Source organism: Chryseobacterium sp. 2987 (assembly GCF_031456375.1).
GTDB lineage: Bacteria > Bacteroidota > Bacteroidia > Flavobacteriales > Weeksellaceae > Chryseobacterium > Chryseobacterium vaccae.
On record NZ_JAVDUN010000004.1, the window covers coordinates 459,011 to 475,737 of the forward strand.

The following is a 16,727-nucleotide window of genomic DNA, read 5'->3' on the forward strand; positions in this document are numbered from 1 at the left end:
AGAGTTTCTGTAAATTTGGAAATTGTCTTTTGGATATTTAAGATGTTGTAAGAGCTATGATTTAATTCAGAGATTGATAAAAAACCAACTTAAAATATATAAATATGATTAACCGTAAATTCTTTTTTCCGGTATTATTAATTCTGGCCATACTTGTGCCTTCTTTTGCTAATCTATCAGCTCACGGATATGTGGTAAGCCCCGCTTCACGGGGATACCAGGGAAGTCTGGATAAAGCCACAATAGGTTATGGTGCAGCATTGGCGTTGTATGGAACAGTTATTAATGAACCTGGATCCTTAGAAGCTCTTAAAGGCTTTCCTGCACTTGGACCTGCAGATGGGAAAATTGCTTCAGCAAATGGAAGTATAGGAGGAAACACTCTGCTGGACATTCAAACTGCTGACCGTTGGAAGAAAACAAATATTACAGCCGGTGTGAATACTTTTATCTGGAAATATCTTGCTTATCACGCAACAGCGAAATGGCATTATTATATGACCAAACCCGGGTGGAATCCAAATAAACCTCTTACCCGCCAGGATCTTGAACTTATAGGAGAGGTATCACATAATGGTACACCACCACAAGACAATATTCCTCACCATATTACAGTTCCGGCTAACCGTACAGGGTATCATGTTATCTTAGCAGTATGGGATGTTGCAGATACCGAAAATGCATTTTATAATGTAATTGATGTAAATGTAACGTCTGGAACAGGAATTTCCATACCACCGGCAGTACCAACGGGTCTTGCTCAAGTGGGAGTAACAAGTTCTTCAGCTAAAATCAGCTGGACACAACAGGCAGATGCTGTGTCCTATACTGTTTTCCGAAACGGCCAAAGTTTGCAGCAAGTGAGTGTGGCACAATTCGAAGACCAGGGATTGTCTGCCAATACGGTTTATACTTATGAAGTACAGGCAAAAGGTTCTAACGGATTGATATCAGGAAAAAGTACTCCGCTTACTGTAAAAACAAATAGTGAAGGAATTCCGGAAAAGCCTGTAGCGCCAACAAACCTTCATTCAATGGGAGTAACAGAAAACTCCGTTTCAATAATGTGGACCGCTTCAAGCCACACCCAAGGAATCAAAAACTATCAGATCTTTGAGAATAATATTAAAATTGGAGAAACTGTACAAACCCATTTTTTACGTTCAGGTTTATCCCAAAATACAGAATATCGTTATACTGTGAGAGCTGTTTCCATGAATGAACAGCTATCTGAATTCAGTAATGAATTAAAAATCAGAACCAAGACAGCATCCCCGGGTGGAGGGCAGATATATTGTGGGGCAGAGCAGTATAAATCTGCCAATGCATATGCTACAGCCGGGACAAAAGTCTTCTATTCCTGCAGAATCTGGAAAAACAAATGGTATGCGAATCCAGGTGAGCTTCCGGGAACAGATATGGTTTGGGAAGAAGTGAACATATGCAGCGAAGGACCAAACTGCATGTCTAATCCTCCTGTTACCTATTGCGGATCTCAGGAATATAATTCGATAAAGGTTTATCCAGCAGCCGGAACAAGAGTGTTCTATGCATGTAAGATATGGGAAAACAAATGGTATGCGAATCCTGGGGAAGCTCCGGGAGCAAATCCTGTATGGAAAGTAATAAGTGATTGCAATGAAGGCCCGGCCTGCTCAACAGGAGTTACAAATAGAGAAAGTGCTCTTTCGGTAATAGTATCTGACAATATGATCAACTTTGTACCGGAAAGCCAGTACGGGAAAATAAACCGGGTGAGCGTAATTAACTCTGGTGGAATTGAGATGATATCTGCTTCTTCCCCTGCAAAAAACAGCATTAACATCAGCCATCTTCAACCCGGAATCTATTTTGTGAAAATTCATTATAAAGATGGAAACAGGATCACTAAAACCATCAGAAAATAATAGATAAAAATATAGAAATATAAATGGAGGCTATCTCACTTTTGAGACAGCCTCTTTTATTTTTTATCGCTATTCCTTCCTAGTCCAAAAGAGAGAAATTACTATTTGGAAGTCCAGTCAGAATAATCCGGGGCATTAAATAGCCAGATATGACAAAGAAAATATCAACTCCTGTAAAGCCTACTTTAAAAAAAGAAAATTTAAAATGATATAACAATACGCAACTACAGATATTGCCCGGAGAAAGGAAATATCATTTCTGAATTTCATGAATCAATTTTAAAGGAGATATTGACGAATCATCAAATATTCTCAATTCAACAAAATTGGTAAGAAAGCTTTTAAAAGTAATTTACAAATTGTAAGGTTGTACGAAATAATAATCTTCTTTTTATGAATTGAAGTTGTATAAAAATAAAAAAGTACACTATAAAAGTGTACTTTTCTTGGGTGAATGATGGGTCTCGAACCCACGACCTTCGGAACCACAATCCGACGCTCTAACCAACTGAGCTACAATCACCGTTTTGTGAGTGCAAATATAGGAAAGATTTTTTAATTACAAAACAATTCCATCAAAATTTTTCAAAGCAATTAACTTTTCTGTTGTAAAGCCCTCAGCATAAGCAACTCCCGATAATCGACCTAAATCCTGAGCACGGTAGGTCAGGCTCTCAAAAAAGTCTTTTGTGGCAATCGGAGTGACGGGTTCTTTAGAAGCCGGGTCATAAAACTGAGTTTTGAAAGCCATGCAGGCCTCAATTTTTTTATCCAGATGCTCAGAGATGTCAATAACGAATTCAGGTTTGATATCTTTCCACTGAATATAATGGAAAATATGCTTTGGTCTCCAAACTTCCTGATTTTCTCCATCCAGAACTGTTTCAATTTTTCTCAGTCCGGACAAAAAGCACGCATCCGACACTAATTTCGCTCCTTTTGCATGGTCCGGATGTCTGTCATCAATAGCATTGGCTAAGACGATTTCCGGCCTATATCTGCGAATCATTTTTACAATCCTCATCTGATATTCTTCGGAGTTCATTAAAAAGCCGTCTTTCATTCCAAGATTCTCTCTTGCTGAAACCCCCAATATTTTTGCAGCCTCTGTGGCTTCTTCTTTTCTTGTTTCATCGGTTCCTCTTGTTCCGAGCTCTCCTTTGGTAAGATCTACAATAACGCAGGTCTTCCCTTCCGAAATCATTTTGGCTATCGTTCCGCCACATCCCAGCTCTACATCGTCAGGATGTGCTCCAAAAGCAAGTATATCTGTTTTCATAGTATAAAGATAAGCTTTAAAATAAAAACTTCCCAAACATTACGAATGGGAAGTTTTAATATCTATAATTTAAATTATTTATTGATCTCTGCGTTTAATTTTACAGCATCCTGATAACTTGGATCAAGCTGTAAGGATTTAGCAACATAATCTTTAGCTTTTGCAGCATCAGAGTCTTTTACCATATAAGCTACAGCAAAGTAAGCATAAGCAAGAGTTTGCTTATTAGCATCTCTATCAGCTGGTTTTACTGTACTGATGAATTTTTCATAAGCAAGTTTTGCTGCATCATTATTTCCTGCCTGCTGGTAAGAGTATCCCTGACTGTAATAAGCCGGAGCCCAGTCCGGAAGAAGGGCAATCATTTTCTGCCATGTAAGAACAGCACCATTCCAGTTTTTAGCGTCCTGATAAGCAGTTGCTAACTTGAATAATGAATCTGAATCCTGTGAATTTTCAGCTACTTTTTTCTTAAGTGCTTCAATTTCTGGAGTAGTAGGACCTTTATCAGCTTCTGCCTGAGAAGCTCCACCCCCTGCAATATTCGCTAATTCTACATCCCATTTCATTGTTTCATCTTTTGCAGCTTTAGCAATAGCAATTTTCTGCTGTGCTTCGTTCGTTAAAGCTGTTTTCTTAGCCGCATCCGTTTCTGTCTTAGCTAAACCTGCTGCGATAAGTCCCTGAAGCCCCTGGTCTGCAGGCTGGATTCTTGTTTTCTCTGCCTGAGAAACAAAAGTATCCATATTTTGTTTTGCTTCTGCGTAGTTTCCATCAGCATAAGACTGATATGCTCTCAACTTAAATTTGATTGGATCTTCAATTTTATCAAAGATTTTATCTAATACAGTTTTAGAGTTTGCATAATCTTCGTTAGTGAAATATAATTTAGAAATTTCTAATTGTGTATATGGATCTTCGTCAGCATATTTTGTATAGTTGATAAGGTCCTGAGTAGCTTTTGCGTTCTGCTGGTATCTGATGTCATAAGATGCCAGAGCTTTGTAGGCAGGTGCGTAAGTAGCATCTACACCAATAGCTTTATCAATACTCTGTTTAGCCTGCTGCCATTGTTGTGCAGCCATCCATAAAGTCGCCATTCTTGTATATACAGACGCTTTATTTTTAGCTAAAGGAAGTGCTTTGTCGTAAGCAGACATTGCTTCTCCCGGGTTTCTCTTCAACCTATAAGCATCCCCCAGTGTATAGTAGAAATGAGCAGGAACTCCTTTCTTTTCAGCTTTCTCAATTGCTTTTGTAAGATATTGGATTGCTGCATCCGGAGCACTGTTTTTTTCAAATAAAGTCAATGCTTCAGCAGCTCTGAACAATACTTCAGGATCTTTTTCTCTAGAATCAGTTACAATTTTCTGAATTTCAGTGATGGCGCTTTTATCACCTTTACCTAATTTTACAGTAGCCAGACCGATTTTGTTTAAAAAGCTCTTACCATCTGCAGCCAGACCTTTGTTGAAACTTTCGATAGCTTTAGCATAATCAGGCTCTCCTTGCTTTAAATAAGTATTTCCTAAGTAGAAGTAATTCTCAGCACTAGGCTCTTTCGCAATCATATTCGTGAAATTAGTTTTTGCCTGTGCAAATTTATCACTGTCTATGCTGTTAATACCGTCCTGCAGCGTCTGTGCAGAAGCGAAACCAGCAAAAAATACTACGGCTGCTCCAAAAGCAATCTTCTTTACATTCATAATCATTATATCTTTCATTTTATATTTTTCTATATTCGAGTTATATTCTACGCAATTTTCAGACCAAAATGTTATTTATCTGAAGGGTAAAATACGATTTTAATATTTATTAACGCATTTGTACCTCTCTCTTATAGAGGTTGTAAGGCTGTAATCCTTCTTTTTCTACGATCATCTGCCCCAGCTGGGTACATGAGTATCTGATAAAGCCATTGGCTATGTTAAAATTGCCTTCATTGGTTAAAAAATACAGGACACGGGTGAATGGATACTTCATTTCACGCATTCCTTCAGAATCAGCGGTATATAGCTTTCCTTGATCCTGTATCGGAAGGACTTTTACCATTTCCCTCAGTTTTTGAGAGGTTTTATCATAAGGTCTACTGAATGTGTTAAGCCCAATAACACCAATCTTTCCCGGATATTTCCCCAGTTCTTCAATAATATTCTGGTTTCCCGGAATGATAGAGAATTTAAGATCTTTAGGTTGTTTTTTTAATTTCTGAGCGACGAAGTTCAGGTTACTGGAATTGGTTCCGTCAAAAATGAAATTCTTATCATCAGATTCCATCCCATTTTTAATTTCATCCATAGAAATACTTTCTTTAGGAGAATCTTTAGGGACAACAAAAATGACAGCATCTGCTGCAAATTTAGCGGGAAGAAACTTCAGATCTACCTGTTCTTCATAAGTTTTCTTTTCTTCGGGAGTGAGATCTCTGGACATTACTGCAATTCTCGCTTTGTCATTAAGAAGATCAATAAAACCCAGGTCTTCTTTCTTGGTAACCACTTTGATGTGTGTATCCGGATAATTAATCATATATCCTTCTGCCAAAGCTTCTGTAACGCTTTTGAAGGATTCATCCGCAAGAATGGTAAGATCCCCTTTATGATAAGACGGAGATTTTTCTTCTTTTTTGCAGCCTACAGCGATGACACTTAAAACACAAAGCATCAATGCTTTACAACTATTCTTCATTTCCTGAATTTTTAATTTTTGCAACCGCTCTATAGATTCTAAAAATCCCATAAAGAATAAGCACTGCTCCCAGTGCATAAGCAACGGCAGGCTCCAGAATCGTAAAGAAAAACTTGTAGACAATAACTACACCTCCCAATACGATATAAAACAATCCTGTAATTAAGGATAACCAATTGAACATCATGTAACAAAAATACCAAAAAAAATAAAAAAGAGAAGCATATGCTTCTCTTTTTCTTTATAAGTTGAATAAGAATTATTATTCAAAGTTCATTGTGAACGGAACGCTATAGTAAGATCTAACGCTCTCCCCGTTTCTTTTCGCAGGAGTCCATTTTTTCAGTTTCTTAACTACACGCACTGCTTCATTGTTGAAGTCGCCATTTGGAGATTTCTCTTCAATTACAACTCCGGAAACGGTACCGTCTCTTTCTACAACGAATTTAAGCTTAGCTTTAAGCGTACCTTCACCTCCTTCCATTAATGAAGTATCAAAGTTTTCCCCAAGGAACTTTCTCAATGCTCCCATACCTCCAGGATATTCTGCAGACTGGTCTACATCTTTGTAGATCTCGTTAGGGTTATTCGTCTTCACCTCTGCAGTACTTGCTTTAGTACCTGTAGATGGCGGTGGTGGCGGTGGTGTATAGGCCGGAGCCTTTACTCCTTCCTGATTTTGTAAACCAGTAGTCGTTTCTAACTGCTTAGAAATCGGCGGTGGAGGAGTTTCAATTTTCGGAGCTTTTACAGGCTCAGGAACCACGTTCTGGATCACCTCAATTTTCTCTTCCTCTTTTGGAGGTGGAGGTGGTGGAGGTGGTTCTTCTTCTTTAGGCTGCTCGATAATCGGATCTTCTTCAATAATATTTAATAGATCTGCCTTTACTTCCTGTTTAGGCGGAGCTGTAAGATTCTTGATCGTAAGATAGATGAACGGAGACAAAGCCATAAGTAGGAATAAAGACGTTCCGACAATAAAAGATTTTGTCAAAAGTCTAGGATACTGATGTCTAAGGTCATAGGCACCATATTCCTTGTTTCTATTTTCAAATACGATTTCGTCTAAAGTAAGATTCTGACCGTATACATTTTCATCTGCCATAGATATACAATTTTATGGTTAAATTACTTTGTGGCAGCCGGTGCAGAAGCACCACCTATTTTTTTCTCGTAAATTGCTTTTTCCCAAGGCTTCAAGTCGGTTACCCCGTACTGTTCGCTTTTGGTAATGGCCATTTCATCAAGAATATCCACGAAGTTTTTATATACAGCATCGTCAGTCGGCTTAATGATCACCGTAAATTTGGTTTGATCTGCAGCTCTTGCTTTTGCCTGCTCAATAACTTTTCTGATTCCAGCTCTGTCTAAGGTAGTTTCATTAAGATTCTGATCGTTCAGGGATGTATTATCCTGCTGATGCCAGAACACTTTGTTGTCTTTACCTAATAATATTGAGATAGAGTTCGAAAGTTTAATTTCTGTTGGAGGTGGTTTTTTAGTTTCATCTTTCGGTTTTGCCGGAAGACCCAAATCCATAACATTCGGTTTGCTAAATGTAGTTGTGAACATAAAGAAGGTAATCAATAGAAAACCCAAGTCCACCATCGGAGTCATATCAACTCTGGTACTCTGCTTCTTGGAACGTACCTTGCCGCCTTTGGCGCCCTTATCCTGTACTTGTACTTCTGCCATTTCTAATGATTTACGGTTTACCTTCTTGTGATGTAATCAACCAAAATTTAAGAAAATCAATATCTCTCAAACCCTCAAACAGGCTTTTAACTTTAGGGTATTCGGTAGTAACGTCACCTTTGATTGCTAATTTGTAATCAGGATTAACGCTTAAACTCTGTTGTACCCAGTCGATTAACTGCTTATTTGTACTATCCATCGGAATCCCTGTAGGACTCTTATAATTTTTCTGCTCATCTTCAGACAGATCGAGATAGCCTTTCAGCTGGTTCATAGGAACCCCGATTGCCTGTACTTTCTGGAAAGCAGCTTTTTGTTTGTTGTCAAAAGTCATTTTATACTTTTCACCCATTTTTTCCAAAAGCGCTAATCTTTCTGATGCGTTTTCTACTGGTTGGAAATAGAATTTTCCGTCCGGTGTAGCATTAATAGTCATAAGACTGGCATCAGGAAGAAGTTTTTCAGATATTGAAGATGGCGGTTTAATCTGCTCCACGTCAGGTTTTTTAAACTGAGTGGTCAATATAAAGAACGTAAGTAGTAGGAACGCAACGTCACACATTGCCGTCATGTCCGTAATTACTCCGTGTCTTTTTGGTTTGACTCTCGCCATTATTATTAATGATTTTTAATTAAACTTCTTTTTACTTACTGCAAATTCCTTGCTAATTCTTAGTTGAATTCAGCGAAAGACTGCTGGATGCTCATAGCGATCTCGTCGATCTTATAAGTTAATCCGTCAATTTTAGAAGTAAAGAAGTTGTAAAGGATAATAGCGATTGCTGAAGTACCAATACCTAAAGCCGTGTTGATCAATGCTTCAGAGATACCTGTAGAAAGTGCAGCAGCATCTGGAGTACCACCACCTGAACCTAACGCGAAGAATGCCTTGATCATCCCGATTACCGTTCCAAGAAGTGCTACTAGCGTTGCAACAGTTCCTAAAGTAGAAAGGATCATCATGTTTTTCTCAAGCATTGGCATCTCAAGAGTAGTAGCTTCTTCGATAGCTTTGTTAAGAGCTACCATTTTTTGCTCTTTATTTAAAGTAGTATCATGAGAAAGCGCTTTGTAAGTAGTAAGACCTTCCTTCACTACGTTACCAACAGAACCTTGTTGTCTGTCACACTCTTCTAAAGCTTCATCAATTTTGTTTTTGTTCAATAAGCTTCTTACCTGAACTACGAAGTTGTCTAAGTTTCCTTTACCAGCAGCTTTGCTTAGTACGAAATATCTTTCAAAAGAGAAAACAATTACAGTAATCATGAAAGTAATCAAGATTGGTACGATAACCCCTCCTTTGTAGATAATACCTAAAAACGACTCTGGGTGAATGTCTTTTCCTTCAACACTTGAAAAGGCTACAGATCCACTTCCTAGTTTGTCTGCATCTTTAAAGTTTCCTGGGCTTCCAAGAACGAATAAATAAATACATACTCCTATAGCAAATAGAATAGGAATAATAACAGCTGGATTTAAACCTCCTGCTTTTCTAGCAACTACTTGCTCATCATTTTTTGAAACATTCATTTCCATATTTAACTAAATTATATTGTTTTAAATTTTTACAGGGTGTAAATTAAAGGCAAAATTAATTAAAATGCAAGAGTCTTAAATAAACATTTTGCATTTTTTTGATAAAGAAAATTTAATACGATTTCGATATAATAATTATTTTTAAAAATTTTATTTATTTTCCCCAATTTTAACATTTGGGTTAAAAATTTAAAAAAATAAGCCCTTCATTTTTTTTAATTTGCCAATGTTAATTTTTTTTTAAATTACGATATTCACAATACGGTGAGGCACAACAATGATTTTTTTAGGGGTTTTGCCTTCCAAAATCTGTTGCATTTTTTCATCTGCAATCACCAAATCTTCTACCTCCTTGGCAGATAATTGAGCTGAAAGCGAAATTTTGAACTTCATTTTACCATTTACACTTACCGGATATTCAATTTCATCTTCAATCAGATATTCTTCATTCAATACCGGGAACTTTTCAAATTCAATAGAAGTGTCATGTCCCAGTAAACTCCAAAGCTCTTCACAGATGTGCGGAGCATACGGAGAGATGATAACGGCTAATGGTTCCAAAATATTGCGCTTGTTGCATTTTATTTTTTGCAGCTCGTTCACAGCAATCATAAATGATGATACTGATGTATTGAAAGAGAAGTTTTCAATATCGTAAACCACCTTCTTTATTAAGGTATGTAAAACTTTGTATTCTGCCTTTGTAGGCTCTTCATCAGAAACTTCAAAAACATCTCCGTTGAAATACAGGTTCCAGAATTTTTTAAGGAAACCGTAAACTCCGCTTAGTCCTTGGGTGTTCCAAGGCTTAGACTGCTCTAATGGCCCTAAGAACATTTCATATAGTCTTAGCCCGTCTGCTCCGTATTCATTACAGATATCATCAGGATTCACTACATTATATTTTGACTTGGACATTTTTTCTACTTCACGGTCTGTGATGTATTTTCCATCCTCTAAAATAAATTCAGCATCGGCATAATCCGGTCTCCATGTTTTGAAAGCTTCTGTATCTAACTCATCTGAAGTTCCTTTTAATAAGGATACATCAACGTGAATTTGTTGTGTTGAATAATTTCCTGCTAAATTTTTAGAAACATATTGGTTGGTTCCGTCAATTCTGTAGACAAAAGCACTCATCCCAAGAATCATCCCTTGGTTGATCAGTTTCTGGAAAGGCTCATCATGATTGATATATCCTCTGTCTTTTAAGAACATATTCCAGAAACGGGAATACAGTAAGTGTCCGGTAGCATGTTCGCTTCCTCCTATATATAAGTCTACCTGTCCCCAGTAATCTGAAAGTTCTTTATTGGTGAAAACCTCTTCATTTTTCGGATCCATATATCTAAGGAAGTACCATGAACTTCCTGCCCATCCAGGCATTGTGGATAATTCTAAAGGGAAAACCGTTTTGTCATCAATTAAATCTGTAGCAACCACCTTCTGGTTTATCTCATCCCATGCAAAAGTTTTTGCATTTCCTAATGGCGGATCTCCGTCTTCAGTTGGTAAATATTTTTCAACTTCCGGAAGTTCCAAAGGCAATGCAGAAGTTGGTAACGTGTAAGGCATTCCATCCTTATAATATATAGGAACCGGTTCTCCCCAATAACGCTGTCTTGAGAAAATAGCATCACGCTGTCTGTAATTGGTCGTTCCGTGGCCAATTCCTTTGTTTTCAATTTCTGAAATTATTTTTGATTTGGCATCGTTATAACTCATTCCGTTTAAGAAATCAGAGTTCACACAAACCGAATCTTTAGAATCAAAAGATTTCTCCTGAACATCTTCTTCAGTTTCTACAACTTTTTTAATTTCCAGATTAAATTTCTTTGCAAATCTGTGATCACGTTCATCATGTGCAGGAACAGCCATTACCGCTCCTGTTCCGTAGCCCATCAATACATAATCTGAAATATAAATTGGCATTTTTTCTCCGCTGAACGGATTGACTGCATAACTTCCGGTGAAAGCACCGCTCACGTTTTTCACGTCAGCCATTCTGTCTCTTTCTGTTTTTTTGGAAGTTTCTTCTATATAAGTATCTACTTCTGCTTTTTGTGCGTCTGTAGTAATGGTTTCCACTAAAGGATTTTCAGGAGCCAACACCATAAATGTTGCTCCGAAAATGGTATCAGGCCTTGTAGTGAACACTTCAACAACCTCATCGTGTCCTTCTACCTGAAACTTCACCTGAGCTCCCTGAGATTTCCCGATCCAGTATTCCTGGGAATCTTTCAAAGGCTGCGGCCAGTCCAAAGTAGCAAGTCCTTGTAATAGTCTTTCAGAATAAGCTGAGATTCTCATGCTCCACTGCATCATTTTTTTCTGGAATACAGGGAATCCTCCTCTTTCGGATTTCCCGTCTTTTACCTCATCATTAGCCAGTACTGTACCCAAAGCCGGACACCAGTTTACCGTTGTTTCAGCTCTGTAAGCCAAACGGTAATTTAATAAGATATCTTCTTTATCCAGTTCTGAAGCCTTTTCCCATTCTTCTGCGGTGAAATTTAATTCATCGTTCTGATTGGCATTTAACCCTTCTGTTCCTTTTTCCTCAAAATGACGAATCAGGGTATCAATAGATTCGGCTTTGTCTGTATCTTTATTATACCATGAATGGTACAGCTCGATAAAAATCCACTGGGTCCATTTATAATAAGAAGAATCGGAAGTTCTCACTTCTCTGCTCCAGTCGAATGAAAAACCGATTTTTTTCAGCTGTTCTTCATATCGGTTGATATTCTGCTCAGTAGTTACAGCGGGATGCTGCCCTGTCTGGATAGCATACTGTTCAGCAGGAAGACCAAAACTGTCATAACCTACCGGGTGGAGCACATTAAATCCCTGATGTCTTTTATATCTCGCATAAATATCTGATGCAATATACCCCAGCGGGTGCCCCACGTGAAGCCCTGCCCCGGATGGATACGGAAACATATCTAGAACATAAAATTTAGGTTTGTCTGTGTTATTGGAAGTCTTGTACGTTTGATTTTCCTCCCAGTATTTCTGCCACTTTTTTTCTATCTGCTGATGATCGTAAAACACTTTATTATAGATATTAGATGTTAAACTCCGGATTTCAGATGTTGTTTAGTTCTGAAATCAAGATTCACAAAAATAATGATTTTAAAGGAAATGGAGATTTAATTTTTAATTAATTGCCGGAGATGCATTTAGAGCCTGTTTCAGTTTTAAGATAAACATTCTAAAAGTGAAGTGCACTTAATGGTTTAAAAAGTTAAATGACCAATCCTATTTTCGACTCATTATTTAAAAAAAAATCTCATCCGGAGATGAGATCTTTATCTTATGCTAAAATATATTATTGCTGAGGAATTCTCTTCATCGTATATGTTCTCGTCTTAAATACATTTGGGTTTTCTGTATTTTCTCTGATAGCAAGATTCAGGGTAGTTTCATTAAGGGTAACAATCTTCCCACTTGCAGGCTCTACAGTTCCCTGGTATTTGATCACCACTGTTTTGGCACTTTTATCATAGGTATACGTAAAATTACGGTCTGATGATATAGCACACTGCCCCGGAGTTGCAGAATCCCCCCAATCTGTTCTTTTACCTACAGTTTCTGTATTGAACCTCCATCTGGAATCTTTCTGACAAGTGGTATAAGTAATCTCGTCTGAAACCGGAGTTTCTCCTGTCTCTATAGTGGTAACAACTTCTTTGTATGGCTGCCATACACCTACCAACGGATATTCCATTTCATTATCGTTGTCGTTATTACATCCTGTAGCTACAAATAATGATAAACCTGCAAATAGTAATGCTAATTTCTTCATATACTCAAATTTTCAAGCGCTAAAATTATAATTTTTTTGATTTATATTACTATTTTTTGTGAAAAATTATTTTACAATTCTATATTTCTGCCAATTTTAACACAAGACAGATCAAAATCTATCTTATTTAATAAATATTGAACCTGCTGAAACACCCGTATTGTATTAAAAAAGTTATTTTTGTAGCAAAGAAAAAAAATGCAAAACATAACGAAAAATAATTTTGACTTTATCCGTGTTCTCCTCGCTTTCATTGTCTTTGTTGGACATCTGGGAGCATTAAGCTTCTCTAAAGAGCTCGCCGTTTTAGAAAACAGCCCCGTAGAAATTGCCGTTTTTTCGTTTTTTGTGGTCAGCGGATTTTTAATTGCGCGAAGTTATGACAGATCATCCAGCCTTAAAAGCTATGCAAAGAAAAGATTCAACAGGATTGTTCCCGCTTACCTGTTGGTTGTATTTCTTTGTGCGATCCTGCTCAGTCTGGTAAGTACACTTTCTTTTTCGGAATATTTCGGCAATACGCAGGTTTATAAGTATTTGTTCTGGAATTCTCTTTTCCTGAATTTTAAAGCTCCCTGGCTACCGGGCGTCTTCGGCAATCAGGCTGTAAACGGAGCACTCTGGACCATGAAGGTAGAAATGTGCTTTTACATTGCTGTTCCCCTGATGTTTTTATTATTCGGAAAAAATAATAAATACAGAACGACCAGTCTGATTGTACTATATTTTCTTTCGCTCATTTATCTCAATTATTTTGAAATGGCTGGGAAAATTTCAATGTCCAAGCAGCTGCCGGGATCACTGTGTTATTTCATAGGAGGAATGTTGATTTACTTTCATTTTGATCAATTCATCAAACACAAGAACATCCTTTTCATCATCGCTATTATTACCGTATGGATTGATCTGTTTCTCAAAATAAAACTATTCTCCCCCATCATGATCAGCATCATTGTGCTGTATATTGCCTACTCTTTTAAATTCCTGAATAATTTCGGCAAGTATGGGGATTTCACCTATGGAATCTATATATTCCATTTCCCTATTATCAGAACATTTCAAACAACGGGTCTTTTTGCTGATTACAATCCATATCTCATGAGTTTTGTATGCATGTTCGTGGTGATTGGAGTAGGAATTGCTTCATGGCATCTGTATGAAAAGAAATTTTTATAATTTTGAACGATATAACGACACAAATGCAAGACCTCGTCTCCATCATTACTCCATGTTACAACTCTGCAGAATTTATCGAAGAAACGATACAGTCTGTTCTTGACCAAACCTACCAGAACTGGGAATGGCTGATTACTGATGACCTATCCAGAGACAACACCATTGAAATCATCAGAAAATATAACGACCCGAGAATAAAACTACAGGTTCTGGAGAAAAACGGAGGAGCAGGAAATGCCAGAAATAAAAGCCTTGAAAGAGCCACGGGAAGATATATTGCGTTCCTAGACTCTGATGACTACTGGTACCCAGAATATCTGGAAACGATGACAGGTTATATGCAGGAACATCATGCAGAGCTTGTATATTGTAATTATTCAAGGTGTAATGAGCAGCTTCAGCCTGTTCTTAAAGATTTCGAAGCAGACAAGATTGTTACGTTCTCTAATCTTCTGAAAACCTGCAGACTTGCTCCGGTTTCTACAATGTATGATACCAAAAGAGTTGGTAAATTTTTCTTTCCTATTAAAAGCAAACGGGAAGATCATGTGATGTGGCTAAACCTTTTAAAAGTAATCCCGGAAGGCAAGCCCTTAAAAAAGACCCTGGCAAAATACAGAATGCGCGAAAATAGTGTTTCCAGAAAGAAAAAAAATATCATCATAGATCAGTATCTTGTATATAAAGATTTCATGGAATTCTCTACTATAAAATCACTTTATTATACCGCCAACTGGGCTGTGAACGGGTTCCTTAAGTATTCTAAAATTTTCAACTGATGGAGTATTCAAAAGAATTCAAAGCGGCACTGAGCGCTTTTTCAAATATAGAAAAGGACAGGCTTATTTTCAGATTGCTGAAGAAAGACAAGCTCCTGTCTAAAAAGTTATATTTCGAGCTTATAGATCCGGAAACTACGGACGATAAAAGAAACGCCATGGAGGAGAACGTTGCAGAAAAAATTCTTCTGGCTTCCAAATACATCGGCAATTCTCAATATTTTCTGAGTGTTATCCGGAAAATAAGTGCAGAGATTACAGAACATGTTAAAATAACTACCGATAAATTCGGGGATGTTTCGCTTAATTTACTTCTTATCAACAAAATTTTAGAATACAATAGCGATCTCAGCAGGCAAAGGTTTGATCATGTTTATAAATTATACCTTTATATTATCAATAAAGTATTTAAAGCTCTGATACTTGCGAAAAAGCTGGATGAAGATTACTGGCTGGAAATTGATGACTTCCTGAGAACAACCCAATCCGGCATAGAAGAAAATCATTACCTTCTGAAATTATCCACCAACAACGGCCTGGATATGAACTGGCTCCGCGATTGTGAAAGCATTCCGGAAAATATAGAACAAATCATGAAAGGGATTAAAAGCCAGGGATTTTTAAAATAAAATTTTCTGAAGGATAAGTTCTGTGGAATTAGGTTTTTCTTCTACAAATTTTCCGGCATTCTGAGACATTGATTCAAGCTCTTCTTCATTATTGAGAAGGAATAAAATAAAATCTGCGGCGGCATTTTCTTCAGAAAAAGACTTACCTCCTTCTGCAGCAATCAGATCATCTGCTTCCGGATTCTTTTTGTAGTGATTCCCAAAAACTACCGGGATTCCAAATGTTGCTGCTTCGAGAATATTGTGAAGCCCTGCATCATGAAAGCCACCTCCTACTATTGCTATATCTGCATAGGAATAGAGTTTTGACAACAATCCGATGCTGTCTATAATTAAAATCTGAGATTCTTTTACAGCTGCTTCAGCATTGTTAATTTCACTGTATACCAAAGCATCAGGGAAGATACTTTTTAGATGCTCTACTCTTTTCAGATCATGAGGTGCTATAATTAATTTCAGATCTGCATTTTTCCTGAAAACTGTTGCCGCTATTTTCTCTTCCGCCTGCCAGCTGCTTCCAAAAACCACGGTTTGTTTACCGTCAATGAATGTATTGATATATTCTACATGATTATCACGCTTCTTAAGCTGTTTTACACGATCAAACCGCGTGTCACCCGCTACCGAAGAATTGGTAAGTCCTACACTTTTGGCAAGTGCCATAGAAAACGGCGTCTGATGAAAAAACCAGTCAACATTTTTCTGAAGCTGCTTTACAAACCATTTTCCATACGATGTGAAGAAAGACTGTCTTTCATAAAATAATGCGGAAACTACATAGATTTTAGTCCCTTTATTTTTAAGCTCAGCCAAAAGGTTATACCAATAATCATACTTCACCGTAAAAAATAGTTCAGTATTAAATTGTGATACAAAGTCTTTTACAATATTTTTTTTATCAAAAGGAAGATAACAGATTACATCTTCACTATGTTTCTTTTTAATCATATTTTCATAACCGGAAGGTGAAAAGAAAGTTACCAGAATTTTATGATCCGGATAATTCTCTTTCAACTTTTCCAAAACAGGAAGACCCTGCTCATATTCCCCGAGGCTGGCCGCATGCATCCAAATAACTTTATCGGAAGGTGAAAAAGCGTTTTTTACTTTTTTCAATGATTCTTCTCTCCCGTCAACTCCTTTTTTAGTTTTATCATTAAATAACGAAAAAATCTTCATTCCGAAGATAAGAAGACTAACAAACAGGTTATAAAAGAAGGACATCTGAAT

15 protein-coding genes and 1 tRNA gene are annotated in these 16,727 nt (G+C 37.2%); 4 read left to right on the forward strand and 12 right to left on the reverse strand.

What is annotated here, in order from left to right:
* Positions 1–104 precede the first annotated feature (104 nt).
* A complete protein-coding gene (locus J2Y40_RS14830) occupies positions 105–1,907 on the forward strand; it encodes a lytic polysaccharide monooxygenase (protein ID WP_153395968.1) in 1,803 nt (600 codons plus the stop codon).
* Between the two features lie 448 nt (positions 1,908–2,355).
* On the opposite strand, the gene J2Y40_RS14835 is transcribed toward J2Y40_RS14830, so the two are convergent.
* From J2Y40_RS14835 to J2Y40_RS14885, 11 genes are all read right to left on the reverse strand, one after another.
* A tRNA-His gene (locus J2Y40_RS14835) sits at positions 2,356–2,431 on the reverse strand.
* 35 nt (positions 2,432–2,466) lie between these two features.
* Entirely contained in the window at positions 2,467–3,186 is a 720-nt protein-coding gene (gene bshB1, locus J2Y40_RS14840) for a bacillithiol biosynthesis deacetylase BshB1 (protein WP_153395970.1), read from the reverse strand.
* Between the two features lie 74 nt (positions 3,187–3,260).
* Complete coding sequence (locus J2Y40_RS14845; protein WP_153395972.1) at positions 3,261–4,910, reverse strand: tetratricopeptide repeat protein; 1,650 nt, start codon at positions 4,908–4,910, stop codon at positions 3,261–3,263.
* 91 nt (positions 4,911–5,001) lie between these two features.
* Positions 5,002–5,874 carry a PstS family phosphate ABC transporter substrate-binding protein gene (locus J2Y40_RS14850; RefSeq protein ID WP_153395974.1) on the reverse strand — a complete coding sequence of 291 codons (873 nt, stop codon included), beginning with the start codon at positions 5,872–5,874 and terminating at the stop codon, positions 5,002–5,004.
* Positions 5,864–6,061, reverse strand: a complete 198-nt coding sequence (locus J2Y40_RS14855; protein ID WP_185151975.1) for a C4-dicarboxylate ABC transporter — start codon at positions 6,059–6,061, stop codon at positions 5,864–5,866. Before J2Y40_RS14855 ends, J2Y40_RS14850 begins: the two co-directional genes overlap by 11 nt.
* 75 nt (positions 6,062–6,136) lie before the next feature.
* The gene (locus J2Y40_RS14860; protein WP_153395976.1) at positions 6,137–6,979 is read right to left on the reverse strand and encodes an energy transducer TonB; all 843 of its coding nucleotides are present in this window, start codon (positions 6,977–6,979) and stop codon (positions 6,137–6,139) included.
* Positions 6,980–7,002: 23 nt separating this feature from the next.
* Positions 7,003–7,569, reverse strand: coding sequence for a biopolymer transporter ExbD (locus J2Y40_RS14865; protein ID WP_153395978.1), 567 nt, complete (start codon positions 7,567–7,569; stop codon positions 7,003–7,005).
* Between the two features lie 10 nt (positions 7,570–7,579).
* Positions 7,580–8,182: a biopolymer transporter ExbD gene (locus J2Y40_RS14870; protein ID WP_153395980.1), complete on the reverse strand. Its 603-nt coding sequence runs from the start codon at positions 8,180–8,182 to the stop codon at positions 7,580–7,582.
* 59 nt (positions 8,183–8,241) lie between these two features.
* A complete protein-coding gene (locus J2Y40_RS14875) occupies positions 8,242–9,105 on the reverse strand; it encodes a MotA/TolQ/ExbB proton channel family protein (protein ID WP_153395982.1) in 864 nt (287 codons plus the stop codon).
* A 240-nt stretch (positions 9,106–9,345) separates the two neighbouring features.
* Complete coding sequence (gene leuS / locus J2Y40_RS14880) at positions 9,346–12,159, reverse strand: leucine--tRNA ligase (RefSeq protein WP_309999769.1); 2,814 nt, start codon at positions 12,157–12,159, stop codon at positions 9,346–9,348.
* Between the two features lie 277 nt (positions 12,160–12,436).
* A complete protein-coding gene (locus J2Y40_RS14885; RefSeq protein WP_153395986.1) occupies positions 12,437–12,913 on the reverse strand; it encodes a lipocalin family protein in 477 nt (158 codons plus the stop codon).
* 198 nt (positions 12,914–13,111) lie between these two features.
* On the opposite strand from J2Y40_RS14885, the gene J2Y40_RS14890 reads away from it, so the two are divergent.
* The 3 genes from J2Y40_RS14890 to J2Y40_RS14900 are packed head-to-tail and all read left to right on the forward strand — an operon-like array spanning position 13,112 to position 15,497.
* Positions 13,112–14,089, forward strand: coding sequence for an acyltransferase (locus tag J2Y40_RS14890; RefSeq protein ID WP_309999771.1), 978 nt, complete (start codon positions 13,112–13,114; stop codon positions 14,087–14,089).
* 23 nt (positions 14,090–14,112) lie between these two features.
* A complete protein-coding gene (locus tag J2Y40_RS14895) occupies positions 14,113–14,868 on the forward strand; it encodes a glycosyltransferase (RefSeq protein ID WP_309999773.1) in 756 nt (251 codons plus the stop codon).
* Complete coding sequence (locus tag J2Y40_RS14900; protein WP_153395992.1) at positions 14,868–15,497, forward strand: deoxyuridine 5'-triphosphate nucleotidohydrolase; 630 nt, start codon at positions 14,868–14,870, stop codon at positions 15,495–15,497. Before J2Y40_RS14895 ends, J2Y40_RS14900 begins: the two co-directional genes overlap by 1 nt.
* On the opposite strand, the gene J2Y40_RS14905 is transcribed toward J2Y40_RS14900, so the two are convergent.
* Complete coding sequence (locus J2Y40_RS14905; protein ID WP_309999774.1) at positions 15,489–16,721, reverse strand: glycosyltransferase N-terminal domain-containing protein; 1,233 nt, start codon at positions 16,719–16,721, stop codon at positions 15,489–15,491. The two genes, J2Y40_RS14900 and J2Y40_RS14905, sit on opposite strands and share 9 nt — an antisense overlap.
* Between the last annotated feature and the right edge of the window lie 6 nt (positions 16,722–16,727).